The sequence below is a fragment of the Sphaerisporangium fuscum genome (genome assembly GCF_018531465.1).
GTDB lineage: Bacteria > Actinomycetota > Actinomycetes > Streptosporangiales > Streptosporangiaceae > Sphaerisporangium > Sphaerisporangium fuscum.
The window spans coordinates 231,797-249,548 of the sequence record NZ_JAHDTF010000013.1; the positions used below are offsets into that span (position 1 = coordinate 231,797).

General features: G+C 72.8%; 17 protein-coding genes and 4 tRNA genes. 10 read left to right on the forward strand and 11 right to left on the reverse strand.

Annotated elements, in window-relative coordinates; all coding sequences use genetic code 11:
- The first annotated feature begins 162 nt into the window (after positions 1-162).
- Complete coding sequence (locus tag KIK05_RS17620) at positions 163-780, forward strand: TetR/AcrR family transcriptional regulator (RefSeq protein ID WP_250562945.1); 618 nt, start codon at positions 163-165, stop codon at positions 778-780.
- A 37-nt stretch (positions 781-817) separates the two neighbouring features.
- Here the strand turns inward: KIK05_RS17620 and KIK05_RS17625 are convergent, their stop codons facing one another.
- Positions 818-1,864, reverse strand: a complete 1,047-nt coding sequence (locus tag KIK05_RS17625; protein ID WP_214411798.1) for a pirin family protein — start codon at positions 1,862-1,864, stop codon at positions 818-820.
- A 139-nt stretch (positions 1,865-2,003) separates the two neighbouring features.
- Between KIK05_RS17625 and KIK05_RS17630 the strand changes: the two genes are divergently transcribed.
- Positions 2,004-2,546 carry an RNA polymerase sigma factor gene (locus KIK05_RS17630; protein WP_214411799.1) on the forward strand — a complete coding sequence of 181 codons (543 nt, stop codon included), beginning with the start codon at positions 2,004-2,006 and terminating at the stop codon, positions 2,544-2,546.
- Positions 2,543-3,430 (forward strand): hypothetical protein, encoded by an 888-nt coding sequence (locus KIK05_RS17635; protein ID WP_214411800.1) that lies wholly within the window; start codon positions 2,543-2,545, stop codon positions 3,428-3,430. Before KIK05_RS17630 ends, KIK05_RS17635 begins: the two co-directional genes overlap by 4 nt.
- 101 nt (positions 3,431-3,531) lie before the next feature.
- On the opposite strand, the gene glmS is transcribed toward KIK05_RS17635, so the two are convergent.
- Entirely contained in the window at positions 3,532-5,352 is a 1,821-nt protein-coding gene (glmS, locus tag KIK05_RS17640; RefSeq protein WP_214411801.1) for a glutamine--fructose-6-phosphate transaminase (isomerizing), read from the reverse strand.
- Between the two features lie 17 nt (positions 5,353-5,369).
- A complete protein-coding gene (locus tag KIK05_RS17645; protein WP_214411802.1) occupies positions 5,370-5,567 on the reverse strand; it encodes a hypothetical protein in 198 nt (65 codons plus the stop codon).
- A 397-nt stretch (positions 5,568-5,964) separates the two neighbouring features.
- Between KIK05_RS17645 and KIK05_RS17650 the strand changes: the two genes are divergently transcribed.
- The 5 genes from KIK05_RS17650 to KIK05_RS17670 all read left to right on the forward strand — a co-directional run bounded on the left by KIK05_RS17650 (position 5,965) and on the right by KIK05_RS17670 (position 7,209).
- Positions 5,965-6,037, forward strand: a tRNA-Gly gene (locus KIK05_RS17650).
- Between the two features lie 11 nt (positions 6,038-6,048).
- A tRNA-Cys gene (locus KIK05_RS17655) sits at positions 6,049-6,119 on the forward strand.
- Between the two features lie 78 nt (positions 6,120-6,197).
- Positions 6,198-6,270: transfer RNA gene (locus tag KIK05_RS17660), tRNA-Gly, on the forward strand.
- A 43-nt stretch (positions 6,271-6,313) separates the two neighbouring features.
- A tRNA-Val gene (locus tag KIK05_RS17665) sits at positions 6,314-6,388 on the forward strand.
- 407 nt (positions 6,389-6,795) lie between these two features.
- On the forward strand, positions 6,796-7,209 hold the full coding sequence (locus tag KIK05_RS17670) for a sensor histidine kinase (RefSeq protein WP_214411803.1): 414 nt from the start codon (positions 6,796-6,798) through the stop codon (positions 7,207-7,209).
- A 53-nt stretch (positions 7,210-7,262) separates the two neighbouring features.
- Here KIK05_RS17670 and KIK05_RS17675 read toward each other — a convergent pair whose 3' ends face one another.
- On the reverse strand, positions 7,263-7,946 hold the full coding sequence (locus tag KIK05_RS17675) for a sulfotransferase family protein (protein ID WP_214411804.1): 684 nt from the start codon (positions 7,944-7,946) through the stop codon (positions 7,263-7,265).
- Between the two features lie 117 nt (positions 7,947-8,063).
- Positions 8,064-8,531, reverse strand: a complete 468-nt coding sequence (locus KIK05_RS17680) for a MarR family winged helix-turn-helix transcriptional regulator (RefSeq protein WP_214411805.1) — start codon at positions 8,529-8,531, stop codon at positions 8,064-8,066.
- A 156-nt stretch (positions 8,532-8,687) separates the two neighbouring features.
- On the opposite strand from KIK05_RS17680, the gene KIK05_RS17685 reads away from it, so the two are divergent.
- Complete coding sequence (locus tag KIK05_RS17685; RefSeq protein WP_214411806.1) at positions 8,688-9,878, forward strand: MFS transporter; 1,191 nt, start codon at positions 8,688-8,690, stop codon at positions 9,876-9,878.
- Between the two features lie 67 nt (positions 9,879-9,945).
- On the opposite strand, the gene KIK05_RS17690 is transcribed toward KIK05_RS17685, so the two are convergent.
- On the reverse strand, positions 9,946-10,650 hold the full coding sequence (locus KIK05_RS17690) for an SDR family NAD(P)-dependent oxidoreductase (RefSeq protein WP_214411807.1): 705 nt from the start codon (positions 10,648-10,650) through the stop codon (positions 9,946-9,948).
- Between the two features lie 45 nt (positions 10,651-10,695).
- Here KIK05_RS17690 and KIK05_RS17695 point away from each other — a divergent pair, with 45 nt between their 5' ends.
- Positions 10,696-11,277, forward strand: a complete 582-nt coding sequence (locus KIK05_RS17695; protein ID WP_214411808.1) for a TetR family transcriptional regulator — start codon at positions 10,696-10,698, stop codon at positions 11,275-11,277.
- Between the two features lie 24 nt (positions 11,278-11,301).
- Here the strand turns inward: KIK05_RS17695 and hutI are convergent, their stop codons facing one another.
- From hutI to KIK05_RS17720, 5 genes are read right to left on the reverse strand one after another with little or no spacing between them, the layout of a single operon-like run.
- On the reverse strand, positions 11,302-12,483 hold the full coding sequence (hutI, locus tag KIK05_RS17700; protein ID WP_214411809.1) for an imidazolonepropionase: 1,182 nt from the start codon (positions 12,481-12,483) through the stop codon (positions 11,302-11,304).
- Positions 12,480-13,856, reverse strand: coding sequence for a formimidoylglutamate deiminase (locus KIK05_RS17705; protein ID WP_214411810.1), 1,377 nt, complete (start codon positions 13,854-13,856; stop codon positions 12,480-12,482). Before KIK05_RS17705 ends, hutI begins: the two co-directional genes overlap by 4 nt.
- Entirely contained in the window at positions 13,847-15,088 is a 1,242-nt protein-coding gene (locus tag KIK05_RS17710) for an allantoate amidohydrolase (protein WP_308249972.1), read from the reverse strand. Before KIK05_RS17710 ends, KIK05_RS17705 begins: the two co-directional genes overlap by 10 nt.
- Before the next feature lie 37 nt (positions 15,089-15,125).
- Entirely contained in the window at positions 15,126-16,796 is a 1,671-nt protein-coding gene (gene hutU, locus KIK05_RS17715; RefSeq protein WP_214411811.1) for a urocanate hydratase, read from the reverse strand.
- Positions 16,797-16,823: 27 nt separating this feature from the next.
- Positions 16,824-17,714, reverse strand: coding sequence for a MurR/RpiR family transcriptional regulator (locus tag KIK05_RS17720; RefSeq protein ID WP_308249973.1), 891 nt, complete (start codon positions 17,712-17,714; stop codon positions 16,824-16,826).
- Positions 17,715-17,752 lie beyond the last annotated feature (38 nt).

A 17,752-nucleotide genomic window follows, 5' to 3' on the forward strand; every position in this document is an offset into this window, starting at 1 on the left:
GGAGGCGAATCTGAACGGTCACGACGGGCCGCCGCCGGAGGCGACCACGGACAGCCCCGACCGACACGACCGGCCCCCGCTGAACACTCCGGGCCGACGCGGCTGGCCTCCGCCGCACGCTCCCCGCCGACCCGACCGGCCCCCGCTGGAGGATCGTGGCCGATGCGGCCGGAGGTACGGATGACGGCGCCGGGGAGCGCACGGCCCGGGGGGCGTACGGCCCGGGTACGCGAGGCCGTACGGGCCGCCACACTGGCCGAGCTGGCCGAGAAGGGCTTCGAGGGCCTCACCGTCGAAGGGGTGGCCCTGCGCTCGGGCGTGCACAAGACCACGGTCTACCGGCGCTGGGGCGGCGTGGAGGGCCTTGCGGCGGACGCCCTGGACCTCGCGAGCGGCGAACCGTGGCCGATCCCCGACACCGGCACGATCGAGGGCGACCTGCGAGCACTCGCCCGGCTGGTCGTCACGAGCTTCGCCGACCCCGAGATCGGGCCGGTGTCCAGGGCGTTCATCTCCGCCGCCGTGAGCAACCCGCCCACCGCGACGGCCCTGCACGCGTTCTTCGCCGCCCGCCACAGGCAGTCGGCGACGCTGGTGACACGCGCGGTCGAGCGCGGGGAACTCCCGCAGGGCACCGACGGCGCCGAGGTCGTCCGGGTCGCGATCGCCCCGCTGTACTACCGGATGTTCATCACCGGCGAGCCCGTGGACGAGACCATCGCCGACCGAGCCGCCGACGCGGCCCTCGCCGCCGCCCGCGCCGCCATCTTCACAACCTGACCCACCCCGCCCGCCTCACGACGGGTCGCGGACCCCGTTATCTGTGGCGTCCTCGGGGCTTCAGGTGGGTGGTGGGGAGGGCGGGTGCCGGGAGGGGTGGGCCGTCGAAGCCTTCGACGGTGCCGAAGGCGCTGCCTTCCGACCACTCCTTGCGGAAGCGAACGATCTCCTCGTGGCTGCGGCCGACGAAGTTCCACCACATCACGATCTCCTCCTCGAACGGCTCCCCGCCGAGAAGGAGCAGGCGGGAGGCCTCGCGCGCCCGTAGGGTCAGGGCGGAACGACCGCAGCCGAGGTACAGCAGCGGACCCGGCTCCAGCAGGACCCCGTCCGCATCCGAGGCGGAGCCCCCCTCCGGGGCACCGTTCGGCTCCGCCGCGCCGTCGGCGTCCGCGGTGGCGTCCGGGTTCACCGGGCGGTCGGCGTTCACCTCCACGGCGCCGGAGAGCACCATGACGGCGTACTCGAAGCCGGGCCGTAGTGGCAGCTCCGCCCGTGCCCCGGCGGTCAGCGCCGCCTCCGCGCCCACCAGGGGCGTGTGGACGGTCGCGGGTGACCTCAGCCCGCCGAGTTCGCCCACGAAGACCGTCACCGCGACGCCTGGCAGTGACAGCACCGGAAGGACCGGATGGTGCTCGAACGACGGAGCCGTGTCGCGCGCCGAATCGGGCAGCGCGACCCACAGTTGCACGCCGTGCAGCAGCACGTCGGGGGCCGACTCCTCGGAGTGGGAGATCGCCCGGCCCGCCGTCATGAGGTTGAGCTGCCCCGGTCTGACCATCTGCTCGCTGCCGAGGCTGTCGCGGTGCAGCACCTCGCCTTCGAGCAGCCAGCTCACCGTCTGCAGTCCGGTGTGGGGGTGCGGCGGCACCCGCATGGTGGCGGGCTCGGGGCCGTAGTTGTCGGCGAAGCACCAGGCTCCGACCATGCGGCGGCCCCGGCCGGGAAGGGTGCGGGTGACCTTCATGCCCCGCGGCCCGCCGAGGACGACCTCGCGGCCGGTCAGCAGCTCACGTGCCGGCCCGTCGGCGTCGGCCTCCGCTCCGCACAGCGTCGCCTGCGGGTCCCGCTCCAGGTTGCTCACCCGACGACTGTACGGCCCCCTGCGCGCGTCCCGGTACGACGACGCGGCTGCGCCCACCCACCCGGCGACCATTCCGGAAATGCGCCGAGAATTCCGGACATGGAGCTAGATGACCGCTGATCCAGACCAAGGAGACCGGATGAGAGCCGATCCCCGGAGTCGGTTCGTGGAAATCTACGAATCCGCCTACGAACCCATACTCGGGTACGTCCTGCGCCGCTGCCCGCACCCGGACGACGCCGCCGACGTCGTGGCCGAGACGTTCACCACGGCATGGCGCCGCATCGAGGAACTGCCCGAGGGCGACGAGGCCAGGCTGTGGCTGTACGGCGTCGCCCGCCGGGTGCTCGCCAACCACCGGCGCGGCGAACGGCGCCACGAGCAGCGCACGACGGCCCTGCGCGACCGGCTCGCCGCCTCCCCCGCGCTCGCACGCGCACCTGAGGACGAGATTTCGCAGATGGGACGGGTCTTCCGCGACCTGCCCGACGACGACCGGGAGCTGCTCTCCCTGGTCGCCTGGGAGAAGCTCGACCACGGGCAGATCGCCCGCATGCTCGGCATCTCCCGCAACGCCGTACGGATCAGGCTCTATCGCGCCCGCAAACGTTTCGCGCGAGGGCTGGCGAAAGCCGGGATCGACCACCCTCGCACCGCCGCCCTGGAAGGGAGCTCGCTGTGAACCTCGCCGATCTCGCCCGCGTGCGCGACGAGGACCTCGCCGGAGAGGCCTCCGCCGTGGAGGCGCGGGTACTCATGAACGCGATCATGTCGGAGGAGCGGGAGCCCGTGGCACGGCCGCGCCGCAAGGTCCGCCGGGGGCTCGTGGTGGGCTTCGCCGCCCTGGCGACGGCCGCGGCGGTCACCGTCGGCACCGGCCTGGTCGGTGGTCCGGTGACCGGCTACGCCAACGCCGCCGTCTCCATCAAGAAGACCGACGGGTACTTCAGCGTGAACATCACCGACCCCACGGCCGACCGCCGCAGCTTCGAGGAGGCGTTCCGGGCCGTCGGCCTGAACGTCACGGTCAAGGTGATCCCGGTGGCGCCGTCCGAGGTCGGGCAGCTGATCGGCCCCATCGTCCCAGAAGGGTTCAAGTGGCACGGCAGCATCGGACTGAAGGGGATCGAGCCGTGCTCGTCGGCCTTCTGCGCCAAGGTGTGGATGCCGGCCGACTTTCCCGGGCGGGTGGTGTTCGGCGTCGGCCGCCCCGCCAAGCCGGGCGAGCCGTACGCCGACGACCGCCTTGTGGACCCTGAGGGCGAGGAGGCCCTGTCCGGGTACACCAGCCGCGGCAGGACGGTCGCGGACGTCCGGGCGGAGCTGAAGCGGCGCGGGCTGAAGGCCGGCTACCGGCTGATCTGGAGCCTCCGCGAGCCCGGGGACGGCGGCATCTCCTGGTTCGACGAGGCCGTGCCGGTGAGCCGGATCAAGGACGACTGGATCGTGGCGTCCACGCGCTTCTACAGTTCCGACACGGTGACCCTGTACGTGAAGCCGGGCGAGGGGGCGCGACCCGCGCCGTCGCCGCATCCGGAACCCCAGTGGTACGACCTGCCGGACTGACGCCGGGCCGGAGGCGGCGCCGGCCCCCTCCGGCGGGTGCCGAGCGGCGCCCGGCTCCGGATCGAGACCGGAACCGGGCGCCGCCCCTCCACCCGCCGAGGTCACTCCACCGTGACGCTCTTGGCCAGGTTGCGGGGCTTGTCGACGTCGCGGCCGAGCGCGACGGCGGCGTGGTAGGCCAGCAGCTGCAGCGGGATGCAGAGCAGGATGGGGTCGAGCTCCACCTCGTTCTTCGGCACGACGATCACGTCGTCGGCCAGCTTCGTGTCGGGGACACGGTGGCCGACCATGAGCACCTTGCCGCCCCGGGCGCGGATCTCGCCGAGGGTGGTGAGGTTCTTGTCGAGCAGCTCGTCGTCCGGCACGATCGCCACGGTCGGCATCTCGGGACCGATCAGCGCGAGCGGGCCGTGCTTCAGCTCGCTGGCCGGGTAGGCCTCGGCGTGCACGTAGGAGATCTCCTTGAGCTTCTGCGCGCCCTCGCGGGCCACCGGGTAGCCGCGCACCCGGCCCACGAACATCATGCTCGGGTTGGCGGCGTACTTGGCGGCGAGGGCCTGGATGGTGTCGCTCTGCTTGACGATCTCGGCGATCTGGTCGGGCAGCTTGCGCAGGCCCTCGACGATGCGCCGCCCGTCGGCGGGCGAGAGGTCGTGGACGCGGCCGAAGTGCAGCGCGATCAGCGCGAAGGCCACGGCGGTCGAGGTGAAGGCCTTGGTGGAGGCGACCGAGACCTCGGGCCCGGCGTGCAGGTAGACGCCGCCGTCGACCTCGCGGGCGATGGCGCTGCCGACCGCGTTGACGACGCCGAGCACCCGGCCGCCCTTGCGCTTGAGCTCCTGGACGGCGGCCAGGGTGTCGTAGGTCTCCCCCGACTGGCTGACCGCGACGTACAGGGTGTCGTGCTCGACGACGGGGCTGCGGTAGCGGAACTCCGAGGCCGGCTCGGCGTCGGCGGGGATGCGGGCCAGCTCCTCGATCAGCTGGGCGCCGATCTGGCCGGCGTAGTAGGCCGAACCACAGCCGATGATCTTGACGCGGCGGAACGCGCGGGTCTCGCGGGGGTCGAGGTTGAGGCCGCCGAGGTGGGCGATGTTGAACCGGTCGTCGAGACGGCCGCGCAGGGTGCGGGCCACCGACTCGGGCTGGTCGGAGATCTCCTTGAGCAGGTAGTGCTCGTAGCCGCCGGTGTCGTAGTGCCCGGCGTCCCAGTCGACGGTCAGCGGCTCCTTGGAGGTTACGCGGTTGTCCATGGTGAAGGTGCGGAAGCCGTCGGCCTTCAGCACGGCCAGCTCGCCGTCCTCCAGGTGCACGACCTGCCGGGTGTAGCGGACGAGCGCCGCCACGTCGGAGGCGCAGAACATCTCCTTCTCGCCGATGCCTAGGACGATCGGGCTGCCGTTGCGGGCCACGACGATCTCGCCGGAGCGCTCGGCGTCCATCACGGCGATGCCGTAGGTGCCGACGACGCTCTTGAGCGCCTTGCGGACCGCCTCCTCCAGGGAGTCGGTGTCCTTGACGGTGCGGGCGATGAGGTGGGCGAGCACCTCGGTGTCGGTCTCGGAGACGAAGACGGCCCCGTCGGCGACGAGCTTGGCGCGAAGCTCGTCGGCGTTCTCGATGATGCCGTTGTGGACGACGGCGACGCGCTGGTCGGTGTCGAGGTGCGGGTGGGCGTTGACGTCATTGGGGACGCCGTGGGTGGCCCAGCGGGTGTGCCCGATGCCGAGTCCGCCCTTGAACCTCGCGGGTACGGCCCCGGCGAGGTCGGCGACCCTGCCCTTGACCTTGCGTACCTTGAGCCCCTTGTTGTTCACGACGAGACCGGCGGAGTCGTAGCCTCGGTACTCCAGGCGCTGCAGCCCTTCCAGCAGGATCGGCGCCGCGTCCTTTGGGCCGATATAGGCGACAATTCCACACATTTGGTTCTCCTTGCGCTTCAGCCGTACACGATGCGTCGAAGTTGGCGCAGCGACAGCTCGGGGGCCGCGACGGGCCGGGCGGAAAGCTCGGCCGCGATACCGGGGAAGATCTGCTCGTTGGTCAGGCCGCGCGCCTTCAGTTCGGCATGGCGGCGCCTGACGAACTCCTCCAGGGGTTCGGAGAAGTACGCCACGACCTCCGCCACGACCCTCATGGCCTCTCCCGGCCCGAGCGACGTCGTCCGGGTCAGGTGCGCGATCAGATCCTCATAGGTATGCCGTGCCGTTGACACAGGGCAGGACTTTACGCAGGAAAGCGTCAGCACGCCAAGATTCCTGCCCGATTTCGGGCAGGATCAAGCGTGAAGGCACCGAATCCGGGCATGGCGGCAGTACAGCACCCTGCCCGGCGGCCCACTACCCGGGGGAGGGCCCCCCAATCCCCCGGAGCCGCGCGGACCCCGAACCGCCGCCGGCGACACGGTCCGGCCGGAAGAATTCGGATGAAACTCATCTCGGAGTACGGCTCACGACGCCGAGTGCGCACACAAGGTCTCCGAAGGCGCTAGAGTCTTTGCGTGGCCAGGGGGCGCTCCCCCGGGCGACACACACGCGGACGTGGCTCAGCTGGTAGAGCATCACCTTGCCAAGGTGAGGGTCGCGGGTTCGAATCCCGTCGTCCGCTCGGAAGATCCTGGTGGAGTGGCCGAGAGGCGAGGCAGCGGCCTGCAAAGCCGCGTACACGGGTTCAAATCCCGTCTCCACCTCGACGGTACGGGATCCCGCACTTCTGGGATCCGGTAAAGTTGAACAGGCGTCACCGGGGCGAAACCCCCGATGATCGCGCGGACGTGGCTCAGCTGGTAGAGCATCACCTTGCCAAGGTGAGGGTCGCGGGTTCGAATCCCGTCGTCCGCTCTGAATCCTCATCGAGGGCTCCCCCACAAGGGTTCCTCAGCGAGGGCGATTAGCTCAGTGGGAGAGCGCTACCTTGACACGGTAGAGGTCACTGGTTCAATCCCAGTATCGCCCACCAGACGTGCGCCGAGGCCCCGTCTCCTCCGGGAGGCGGGGCCTCGGCGTTTTCCCATGACACGGGCCCTCACGAGACGATCGCCGCCGAGAGCCCGCCCAGGCGATCCCCGGCGTCCATCGCCGGATTCCCGATCCTGAGACCGCGTCGCGGGTGCCGCCGGGATCGGGCTGGGCGTCATCCACGCGTCTTCAACGCATCCTGCACGGAGCGTCCTTACGGTAGGCCGTGACCGCACCGACCGAATCCCTGCCCACCAGGGCCTTTACATTCAGCCGAAAATAGCGCGTATCACCCGGCCAAAGTGCGGGAGACTGTCTCGGTAGCCAAGCTTGGACCGTTACACCTCACGCGATGGTCATGGCGCAGGACGGGGGCCGCGACACGCGAGAGCCATCGAAAGGAAGCACATGGTCCCTGTTTTCGACGCGTCGGCCGCGCAGCATCAGCTGGTGCCGGGCGAACTGGCGGCCGCGGTCGAGGCGTTCCTGTCCGGATGGACGGCGCGGACGGGCATCCCCGTCGAGGTCTGGGCGCTGCCTCCCGCCGGCGTGGTGCCGCACGAGGCCGCCGTCGTCGCCTATCACGTGCTCGTCGACGCGTTCAACGGTGTCCAGGACGCCCAGCGGGTGTCGGTGGCGCTCACCGCGGGCAGGGCGCTGAGGCTCACCGTCTCCTATGAGGGCCGTGCGACCGTCCCGGGACACGGCGAGGCCCGCCTGCGCGCCCGGGCCGCCGAGCTCGGCGGGGTGTACTCCACCACGGTCACGGCGGGCACGGCCACCACGGTCAGTCTCGAACTCCCCCTGGCCGCGTCCCGCTGATCAGGCCGCCGGCCCCGCTCACAGCCGGCGGAGCACCGCGTGCCGGAAGGCGCTCATCCGCTGCGGCGGAGCAGCAGCGGCGCGAACCGATCACGGGCGCGGCTCCGGAAGTCGGCCGTGTCGTTCACGCGAGGGAACGACACGGCGGGCACCGGCACCTCCAGGAACTCGCACAGCGGCTCCCAGCCCTGCGCGACCTCGTACACCAGGAGCCGCTCGGGCGGGATCGCGGCCTTCACCTCGGCGATGTGCGCGGTGAAGATCTTCAGGGCGTGCTCGCGGTCGTCGAGGCGGCCGTCGAAGACCCGCTGGTCGACCGTCAGTGACGCCATGGTGGTGAACGCCGCGAAGTCGGTGCCGAGCAGGGACGAGATGCCCCGCATCAGCCTGCCGCCCGCGGTGGAGCCGCGCCGGCGCTGCTGGAGGATGGTGGCCTCCATGCTGGCGTACCACCGCTCGGGGTCGCGCACGGTCAGCAGGACCTTGGCCTCGGGATAGGCGTCCGCGAGCTCCCGCCAGTAGGCGGCGGCCGGCCAGTCGACGCAGGAGTCGTAGCCGCCCAGGACGTCGTCCCAGTTCACCGGCCGCCCCCGCGCGATCTCCAGCCAGCGGCGGATCTGGCCGGGGCGCTCGATCACCTCCGTCATGTGGTGGCACGGCCCGAAGCCGAGCATCTCCAGGGCCGTCTTCGAGGAAAGCGTTCCGGTACGGCCGAACCCGGCGCCGATGACTCGCATAATTCGCACCATTCCGATCGGGAACTGCTCAATGCGTCTCCAAGCAATGTCGCATCGGCGGTGCGGTACGGCAACGGCGCCCTCCCCTTGCCGGGACGGCGGACTCCCGGCCTCCGCTCAGGAGGCCGCCGGGGCGGCCTGGGCGGCCGGCAGGCGGTGGACGGCCTCGACCAGCGGCGCCAGCTCGGGGATGCGCTCGGCCTCGGCCAGGGCCTTGACGAGGACGGCGTCGTGGGCGGGCCGGGCGCGGTTGAGGAGCTCCCATCCGTCGGGGGTGAGCTCGGTGTAGATGCCGCGCCGGTCGTCCTGGCACAGGATGCGGGTCAGCAGCCCGCGGTCCTGCAGGCGGTTGACCAGGCGGGTGGTGGCGCTGCTGGACAGCGCCGCGGCCCGCGCGAGCTGCTGCATGCGCATGTGCCAGCCGTCCTGCCGCGACAGGGCGTCCAGCACGGTGTACTCGACGACGGACAGCTCGTGGCCCGTCTGCAGCTCCCGTTCGAGCGCGGACTCGATCAGCCCGTGGAGTGCCGCCAGAGTGCGCCAGCCCTGCGCGCGGACCTCGACGGCGTCGTCGGCGATGCCCATGACAGCTCCTCCTCACGGCCGCCCACCCGGGGCGGACATCCACCTCTGCACGGCAGTCTACGAGCACGGAGCAATAAACGGCGCATGCAAGTATATTGTTGCGTACGCCGCTAGTTGCAGACGCGGCATATTGCTTCATGCACGGAAGGAATCGGCATGCCCATCGGCTTGCTCGCCCTCGCCATCGGGGGCTTCGGCATCGGACTCACGGAGTTCGTCATCGCGGGCCTCCTGCCCGAGGTCGCCAGGGAGTTCGGCGTCACCGAGGCGGTGGCCGGCTGGCTGATCTCGGGATACGCCCTCAGCGTCGCGGTCGGGGCCGTCGCCCTGACGGCCGCCGCGACCAGGTTCGACCGCAAGCACGTCCTGCTCGGGCTGATGGTGCTGTTCATCATCGGCAACCTGCTGTCGGCCGTCGCGCCCGGTTACGGGGTGATGATGCTGGGCCGCGTGGTGGCGGCGCTGTGCCACGGCGCGTTCTTCGGCATCGGCTCGGTGGTGGCGGCCGACATGGTGGCCCCCAGCAAGCGGGCCGGCGCGATCGCGATGATGTTCGCCGGCCTCACCACCGCGAACGTCCTCGGCGTGCCGTTCGGCACCTTCCTCGGGCAGCAGTTCGGCTGGAGGTCGACGTTCTGGGCCATCACCGCCATCGGCGTGGTCGCGCTGATCGGCATCGCCCTCCTGGTGTCCTCCACCCGCTCGGACGGCGGTGGCGGGCTGCGCGGCGAGCTGGCCGCCTTCGCCCACCCGCAGGTCTGGTTCTCCCTGGTCGTGACGGTGCTCGGCTTCGGCGGGATGTTCGGCGCCTTCACCTACATCGCCTACACGCTGACCGAGGTGAGCGGGTTCGCCGCCGGGGCGGTGCCGTGGCTGCTCGTCCTGTTCGGCGCGGGCCTGTTCGCGGGGAACTACGCCGGGGGCAAGGCGGCCGACCGGTCGGTGCCGGTCACGCTGATCACGGTCCTGCTCGCCCTGACCGCCGTGCTCGCCGTCTTCGCCCTCACCGCGCACAGCCAGGTGATGACCACGATCTCGCTCGTCCTGATGGGCGCCTTCGGATTCGCCACCGTGCCGGGACTCCAGATGCGGATCATGCACTACGCCGACCGCGCCCCCACCCTCGCCTCCGGGGCCAACATCGCCGCCTTCAACATCGGCAACGCCGTCGGCGCCTGGATCGGCGGTCTCACCCTCGCCGCCGGCCTGGGATTCACCGCCCCCATCTGGGCGGGCGCCGCCCTCACCCTGGCCGGCCTCGCGGTCCTCCTGGCCGCCACCGCCCTGGCGGCCCGCCGCTCCGCCCACCCGGCACCGGGAGGACGGCGCGAACCCGTCACCGGCTGAGGTCCCGTGACCGGCCCGCCTCGTGAGCCGGCCCGGAGCGAGGCTCAGCGCGGCGCGTCCGCCTCGCTCAGCCTCTCGCACAGCTCCCAGACGGCCTTCCGGTTGCGCTCGTCCACGGCCGCGGGCGGCCAGGCGGCGGGCCTGCCGTGGGAGTCGAAGTACCTGCCGGTGACGCCCTCCACCTCGGGCTGGACGCGAGATGGACGCTCGACCGCGCCGCCTTGCCCACGTCCGCCAGGAGGACCGGCCCCAGCAGCCGGACCAGCGGCGCGACGGGCCGGTACGCCAGCGGGAACGCCCGCACGGGCAGCGCCCGGTTGCCCGGGGTGGAGGCGTGTCCGGGGTAGGCGACGTTGACGGTGATCCCGCTGCCCGCCACCCGCTCGGCCAACGTCAGGCTCATCGCCATCATGATGACCTTCGTGTGGTTGTACTGCGAGAACGTCCACCCCAGGTAGCGCTTCTCGCCCTGGAGGTCGCCGAGGTCGATCGGCCCGCGCGGAATGCCGCCGGTGATGTTGATCACTCTCGCGGGGGCGCCGGCGCCGAGCAGGGGCACCAGCGAACGCGTGAGGGTGAACGGCGCCAGGACGTTCACCGCGAAGGTCTTCTCGACGCCGTCCTCGGCGCGACGCGCGTCCCGTCCCACCACGATGACGTGGGCGCCCAGCCTCGCCAGCCCACGCGCCGTCTCCATGCCGATCCCGCCGGTGCCGCCGGTCACCAGGACTCTCTTACCGCGCATCTCGTCCTCCTCCACCGCTGTTGTCACTCGATGACGATAGTGGCACTCGATGACAAGAGTAAACTGCGGTGCATGGAAGGACTGCGTGAGCGCACGCGACAGGCGATGCGGGCCGAGCTCGCCGAGATCGCCCTGCGGATGTTCCTGGAGCGGGGATTCGAGGAGACGACGGTGGACGACATCGCCCGGGAGGCGGGCATGTCGAAACGCACCTTCTTCCGCTACTTCCCCTCGAAGGAGGACGTCGTCTTCGGCGACGCCGACGACCTGGGCGAACAGGTGGCACAGGAGATCCGCGCCCGCCCGCCCGGCGAGGATCCCTGGGAGAGCCTGCGCGTCGTGCTCGGCCGATGGGAGGGGCGGATCGACGCGTGCGCGCAGGAGCTGGCGAACCTCCGGCTGATCGAGTCCACGCCGTCCCTGAAGGCGCGCATGCAGCACAAGCGCGACGGGCTGCGCCGGCGGATCGCCGAGGCCGTGCGGGACCGGCCCGGCGCCGAGCTCGACGCCTTCACCGCCGAGCTGCTGACCGGCGCGGCCGGAGCCGCGCTCGACACCGTCGCGCGGGAATGGATGCGCTCCGGCGGCACGGCCGACCGCGCCGCGCTCCTCGACCGCGCCTTCACCCTGCTCGCCCCCGCCGCGAAACCCTGAGTGCGCCGGGGGCGGGGCGCGTCCTCAGCCGACGACCGGGGCGCCGTCCTTCCAGACGCGCGCGACGAGGGGGACGCCGGGGCGGTAGGACAGGTGCACGTACGAGGGCGCGTCCAGCAGCACGACGTCGGCGCGGCCCCCGGGGGCCAGCCGGCCCACGTCGGTGCGGCGCAGCGCCCGGGCGCCGCCCATCGTCGCCGCCCACACCGCCTCGGCCGGGGTCATGTTCATGTCGCGGACGGCGAGGGCGACGCAGAAGGGGATGTTGGTGGTGTAGCTCGACCCTGGGTTGCAGTCGGCGGCCAGCGCCAGCGTGACGCCCGCGTCGAGCAGCCGCCGCGCGTCCGGGTACGGCGAGCGGGTGGAGAACTCCGCGCCGGGCAGCAGCGTCGCCACCGTCTCGCTCGACGCCAGCGCCTCCACGTCGGCGTCGGTCAGGTGCGTCACGTGGTCGGCGGACGCCGCGCCCAGCTCGACCGCGATCGCCACTCCCGGCCCGGTCCCGAGCTGCCCGGCGTGCACGCGCGGGACGAGCCCGCGTTCCTTGCCCGCCGCCAGGATCGCCCTGGTCTGGTCGCCGTCGAAGGCGCCCCGCTCGCAGAAGACGTCGATCCACCGGGCGTGCGGCGCGCACGCCTCCAGCATCGGCCCCCGCACGAGCTCGACGTAGGCGTCGGGGTCGTCGGCGTACTCGGGCGGCACCACGTGCGCGCCCAGGTAGGTCACCTCGTGGGTGTACTCGGCGGCCAGGCGCAGGCTCCGCGCCTCGTGCTCGACCGTCAGGCCGTACCCGGACTTGCACTCCACCGTGGTCGTGCCCGACCGGAGCGCCTCGGCGACCAGCCGCCGCACGTTGGCGCGCAGCTCCTGGTCGGTCGCCTTCCGCGTCGCGGCGACCGTGGTGCGGATGCCGCCCGCGGTGTACGGGCGGCCGGACATGCGGGCCTCGAACTCGGCCGTCCGGTCCCCGGCGAACACCAGGTGCGCGTGGCTGTCCACGAACCCGGGGACGACGGCCCGCCCGGCCGCGTCGAACCGCTCGCGCGCTGCCCCCTCGGGGATCCGGGCGCGCGGCCCCGCCCACACGACCAGGCCGTCCTCGACGACGAGGGCGGCGTCCTCCACCAGGCCGAGCGCCCCCTCGCCGAGGCCGGGGTCGTTGGTGACCAGGGAACCGATGTTGTCGATGAGGAGGGAAGGGCTCATGCGCGGTCTCCAGTGGTCTCCTTGACGGCGGGCTCCCCGGTGACCTCGGCGATCGCGGAGGCCAGGGCCGCCGGGACGTCCTGGACCAGAAGGTGCCGCCCGCCGGACACGATGTGGCGGCCACCGGACACCACCTCGCGGACGTCGGCGGCCGTGGCGGCGAAGACCACCGACTCCAGCAGCGCGCCGGCGGGCGAGCCGGCCAGCCGTACCGAGTCGAGCCCGACGGTCACCAGGTCGGCCGGGGCGCCGGGCTCGATGCGGCCGGCGCCGGGCCAGCCGAGCGAGGCGTGACCGTCGGCGGTGGCGGCGCGCAGCAGGTCGGCGGCGAGCCAGTGCCCGCGGTGACGGGAGGCGAGCCGCTCGTCCAGTTCCACGGCGCGGGCCTCCTCCAGCAGGTCCACGACGGCGTTGCTGTCGCTGCCGAGCGAGATCGGCGAGCCGGCGTCGGCGAGCGACCGCGCCGGGCCGATCCCGTCGGCCAGGTCGCGTTCGGTGGTCGGGCACATGCAGACGCACGTGCGGGAGCCGCCGAGCAGTGTGATGTCGCCGGTGGTGAGGTGGGTGGCGTGCACGGCCGTGGACAGCGGGCCGAGCGCGCCGTGCTCGTCCAGCAGCGCCGTGGGGGTACGGCCGTAGGCCGACAGGCAGGCCTCGTTCTCCGCCACCTGCTCGGAGAGGTGGAAGTGCAGCGGCGCCTCCCGGTCGCGGGCCCAGCCGGCGACCACGTCCACGTCATCCGGCGCCACCGCCCGCACCGAATGGACGGCGGCGCCGATCCTGGCGTGCCCGCCGCCCTTGAGCTCCGCGGCGCGCTCGGCCCAGGCGGCGGCGTCGGCGTCACCGAACCGCGTCTGGGGCCCTTCCAGCGGCATCCCGAACCCGCCGCGCAGGTAGCAGGTGTCGAGGAGGGTGATGCGGATGCCCGCCTCGGCCGCGGCCGCGACCAGCGCCTCCCCCATCGCGTTGGGCGAGGCGTACCGGCGTCCCGCCGCGTCGTGGTGCACGTAGTGGAACTCCCCGACGCACGTCACCCCGGCGAGCGCCATCTCGGCGTAGGCGGCCCGGGCGAGGGCGTGGTAGGTGTCGGGCGTCAGGCGGGCGGCCACGGCGTACATCTGCCGGCGCCAGGTCCAGAACGTGCCGCGCTCGCGCTGGGTGCGCCCGCGCAGCGCCCGGTGGAAGGCGTGGGAGTGCGCGTTGGCCAGGCCGGGCAGCGTGAGGCCGCGCAGGTGGACGGCTCCGGGCGGCGCCGCGGGCACCCCCTGCCGTACGGCCGTGACGTGCCCGCCGCCGGTCTCGACGACGACGCCCGCCGCGGCCGCGTCCCCGCCCAGCCACGCGTGGTCGGCGTAGTAGGTGGTCACCGGCATGCCAGGTCCGAAAGGACGGCCGCCAGGGCGCTCACGCCGGCCAGGCAGTCGGCGGTGTCGGCGTGCTCGGCGGGGCTGTGGCTGACACCCGTGGGGTTGCGGACGAACAGCATGGCCGTCGGCACGCGGGCCGAAAGGATGCCGGCGTCGTGACCCGCGCCCGTCGGCAGCGCCGGGGCCCCGCCGAGGACGGCCGCGATACGGTCGCGCAGCTCGTCGCCGAACTCCACCACCGGGGTGACGGACTCGGCCACGACCTCCACCCGGACGCCGTGCCCGGCCGCGGCCGCGCGGGCCGCGCCGGCGATCTCGTCGACCATCGCCTCGACCGTCGCCGCGTCGGGCGCCCGCCCGTCGAGCCAGGCGTCGACCCGGGAGGGGATGGCGTTGGTGCCGTTGGGGTCCACGCGCACCTTGCCGAACGTCGCGAGCGCGCCCAGCCGCTCGGCCGCGCTCCTGGCGGCCAGGACGGTCGAGGCGAACGGCAGCATGGGATCGCGCCGGTCGGTCAGCCGCGTGGTCCCGGCGTGGTTGGCCTCCCCGTGGAAGGTGCAGCGCCACCGGCCGTGCGGCCAGATCGCGCTCGCCACGCCGACCGGCGCGCCGAGGTCGGCCAGGCCGCGTCCCTGCTCGATGTGGAGCTCGACGAAGGCGCCGATGCGGCTCAGGACCTCGTCGTCGCGGCCGATGGCGGCCGGGTCGGCGCCCGCCGCGCTCATGGCCTCGGCCAGCGTGACACCGTCGCCGTCGCGCAGCGCGCGGGCGTCGCCGGGGGCCAGGACGCCGGTCAGCAGACGGCTGCCCACGCACGCCACGCCGAAGCGGGCGCCCTCCTCGTCGGCGAAGTTCACCACGGCGATCGGCCGCGCCGGCTCGACGCCCCTCTCGCGCAGCTCGTCGACCGCGAGGAACGCCGACACCACGCCGAGCGGCCCGTCGAAGGCGCCGCCGCCCGGCACGCTGTCCAGGTGGCTGCCGGTGACCACGGCGCCGGGGCCGGGGCGGCCCCACCAGGCCCACTGGTTGCCGTTGCGGTCGAGTTCGCACGTCATGCCGCGCCGCGCCGCCTCGTCGGCGAACCAGCCGCGCAGGTCGAGGTCCACCGGCGTCCAGGCGAAGCGGCGGTAGCCGCCCGCTCCCCCGCCGCCGATCGCGGCCAGCTCGTCCCAGGTGCGCTCGAACCGGCGCAGGAGCGCACCGGCGGGCCGCCCCGCGAGCGGCGGCTTGGTCACGACGCCTCCCCGTGCCGGCGCGGAGCCGTCCCGGTGGTCACAGCGCGCCTCCGCCGGCCATCGGGACGGTGACGCCGCGTTCGGCGGCGACCTCCGCGGCCTTGTCGTACCCCGCGTCGACGTGCCTGATCACGCCCATGCCGGGGTCGTTGGTCAGCACCCGCTCCAGCTTCTGGGCGGCCAGCGGCGTGCCGTCGGCCACGGCGACCTGCCCGGCGTGGATGGAGCGGCCGATGCCGACGCCGCCGCCATGGTGGATGGACACCCAGGACGCGCCCGAGGCGACGTTGACCATGGCGTTGAGCAGCGGCCAGTCGGCGATGGCGTCCGAGCCGTCGAGCATCGCCTCGGTCTCCCTGTAGGGCGAGGCGACCGAGCCGCAGTCGAGGTGGTCACGGCCGATGACGACCGGGGCGCGCAGCTCCCCGGAGGCCACCATCTCGTTGAACCGCACGCCCGCCTTGTCGCGCTCGCCGTACCCGAGCCAGCAGATGCGGGCGGGCAGGCCCTGGAAGGCGACCCGCTCGCCGGCCATCTTGATCCAGCGGGCCAGCGACTCGTTCTCGGGGAACAGCTCCAGGATCGCCTTGTCGGTCGCGGCGATGTCGCGCGGGTCGCCCGACAGTGCCGCCCAGCGGAACGGGCCCTTGCCCTCGCAGAACAGCGGCCTGATGTAGGCGGGGACGAACCCGGGGAAGTCGAAGGCCCGCGCGTAGCCCGCGAGCTTGGCCTCGCCGCGGATCGAGTTGCCGTAGTCGAAGACCTCCGCTCCGGCGTCCATGAAGCCGACCATGGCCTCCACGTGCCGGGCCATCGACTCGCGGGCGCGCAGCGTGAAACCGGCCGGGTCCTTGGCGGCCTCGTCGCGCATGTCCTCGAACGCCGTGCCGAGCGGGAGGTAGGCCAGCGGGTCGTGCGCCGAGGTCTGGTCGGTGACGACGTCGATCGGGGCGCCCATCGCGAGCAGCCTCGGCAGCACGTCGGCGGCGTTGCCGAGCACGCCGATGGACAGCGGGCGGCGGGCGTCGCGGGCCTCGACGGCGAGCCGCAGCGCCTCGTCCAGGTCCTGGGCCTGCACGTCGAGGTAGCGGTGCTCGAGGCGGCGGGCGATGCGCGAGGGGTCGCACTCGACGCAGATCGCCACGCCGTCGTTCATCGTGACGGCGAGCGGCTGGGCGCCGCCCATGCCGCCGAGCCCGGCGGTGAGGGTGATGGTGCCCGCCAGCGAGCCGCCGAACCTCTTGGCGGCGACCGCGGCGAAGGTCTCGTAGGTGCCCTGAAGGATGCCCTGCGTGCCGATGTAGATCCACGACCCGGCGGTCATCTGGCCGTACATCGTCAGGCCCAGCGCCTCCAGGCGGCGGAACTCCTCCCAGGTGGCCCAGTCGCCGACCAGGTTGGAGTTGGCGATCAGGACGCGGGGCGCCCACTCGTGGGTGCGCATCACGCCGACCGGACGGCCCGACTGCACCAGTAGCGTCTCGTCCTGCTTCAACCCCTGCAGGGTGCGGGCGATGGCGTCGAACGACGGCCAGTCGCGCGCGGCCTTGCCGGTGCCGCCGTAGACCACCAGCTTCTCCGGATGCTCGGCGACCTCGGGGTCGAGGTTGTTGTGCAGCATCCGGAAGGCGGCCTCCTGCTGCCACCCCTGGCAGGAAAGCTCCGTACCCCTGGGAGAACGGATCACCCGCCGGACGTCGTCACTCATCGCAGTTCCTCTCGTTGCCGTGGGCGCTCATTCGGGCAGGAACAGCCGCCGTTCGGCGGCGGTGTTCTCGAACTCCTCGATGGACGCCTGTTCGCTGGTGGGCAGCGCGTAGATCATGGAATGGACCAGCGCCGCGCACAGGACGGCCGGCGCGGCCTGGGAGTCGAAGGCGAACTGCGAGCTGACCGGCGCGGTGAGCACCACGTCGGCGTGCTCGGCGAGGCCTCCGACGGAGTGGTCGGTGACGAGGGCGACCCGCAGCCCGACGCGCCGGGCCCACACCAGCCCGTCGCGCAGCTCGCGCGGATAGCGGGGCAGGCCGAACGCCAGCAGCCAGCTCGCCCCGGCCTCGCTCGCCCGGCTGAGGCGGTCCTCCAGTGTGGAGCCGGGCGCGTCGATGACCCGGACGTCGGGGTGCGCCTTGGCCGCCAGGTAGCCGAACAGGTGGGCCAGCGGCGCCGACACCCGCAGCCCGACGACCGGGAGCGGACGGGACGCCGCCAGCCCGGCGGCGACCTCCGCCAGCCGCCGGGTGTCGCCCAGGCCGTCCCGCAGCAGCTCCAGGTTGCGGATCTCGGAGGTCACCATGGCCTGCACGGCGTTCAGCCCGGCCGGCTCCGCCGATGGGCTCTGGCCGTCACGCAGCGCGGCGCGCAGGTCGTCGCGGAACTCGGGGAAGCCGGTGAACCCGAGGGCGAAGGCGAACCGCGTCACCGACGGCTGGCTGGTGCCGACGGCCTCGGCGATGTCGTTGCTGTTGAGGAACACCGCCTCACGGGGGCGTTCCAGCAGGTAGCGGGCGATGCGGCGCTGCGAGGGCGACAGGCGGTGCCCCTCCAGGAGCTCGCGCAGCCGCGCGGCGACCCGGGAGGCGTCCTCCGAGCCGATCGCGACGGCGGGGCTCACCTGCTCGGCCACCTGCCCGCTCCCTTCACTCTTGCCTCGAATGCATACTT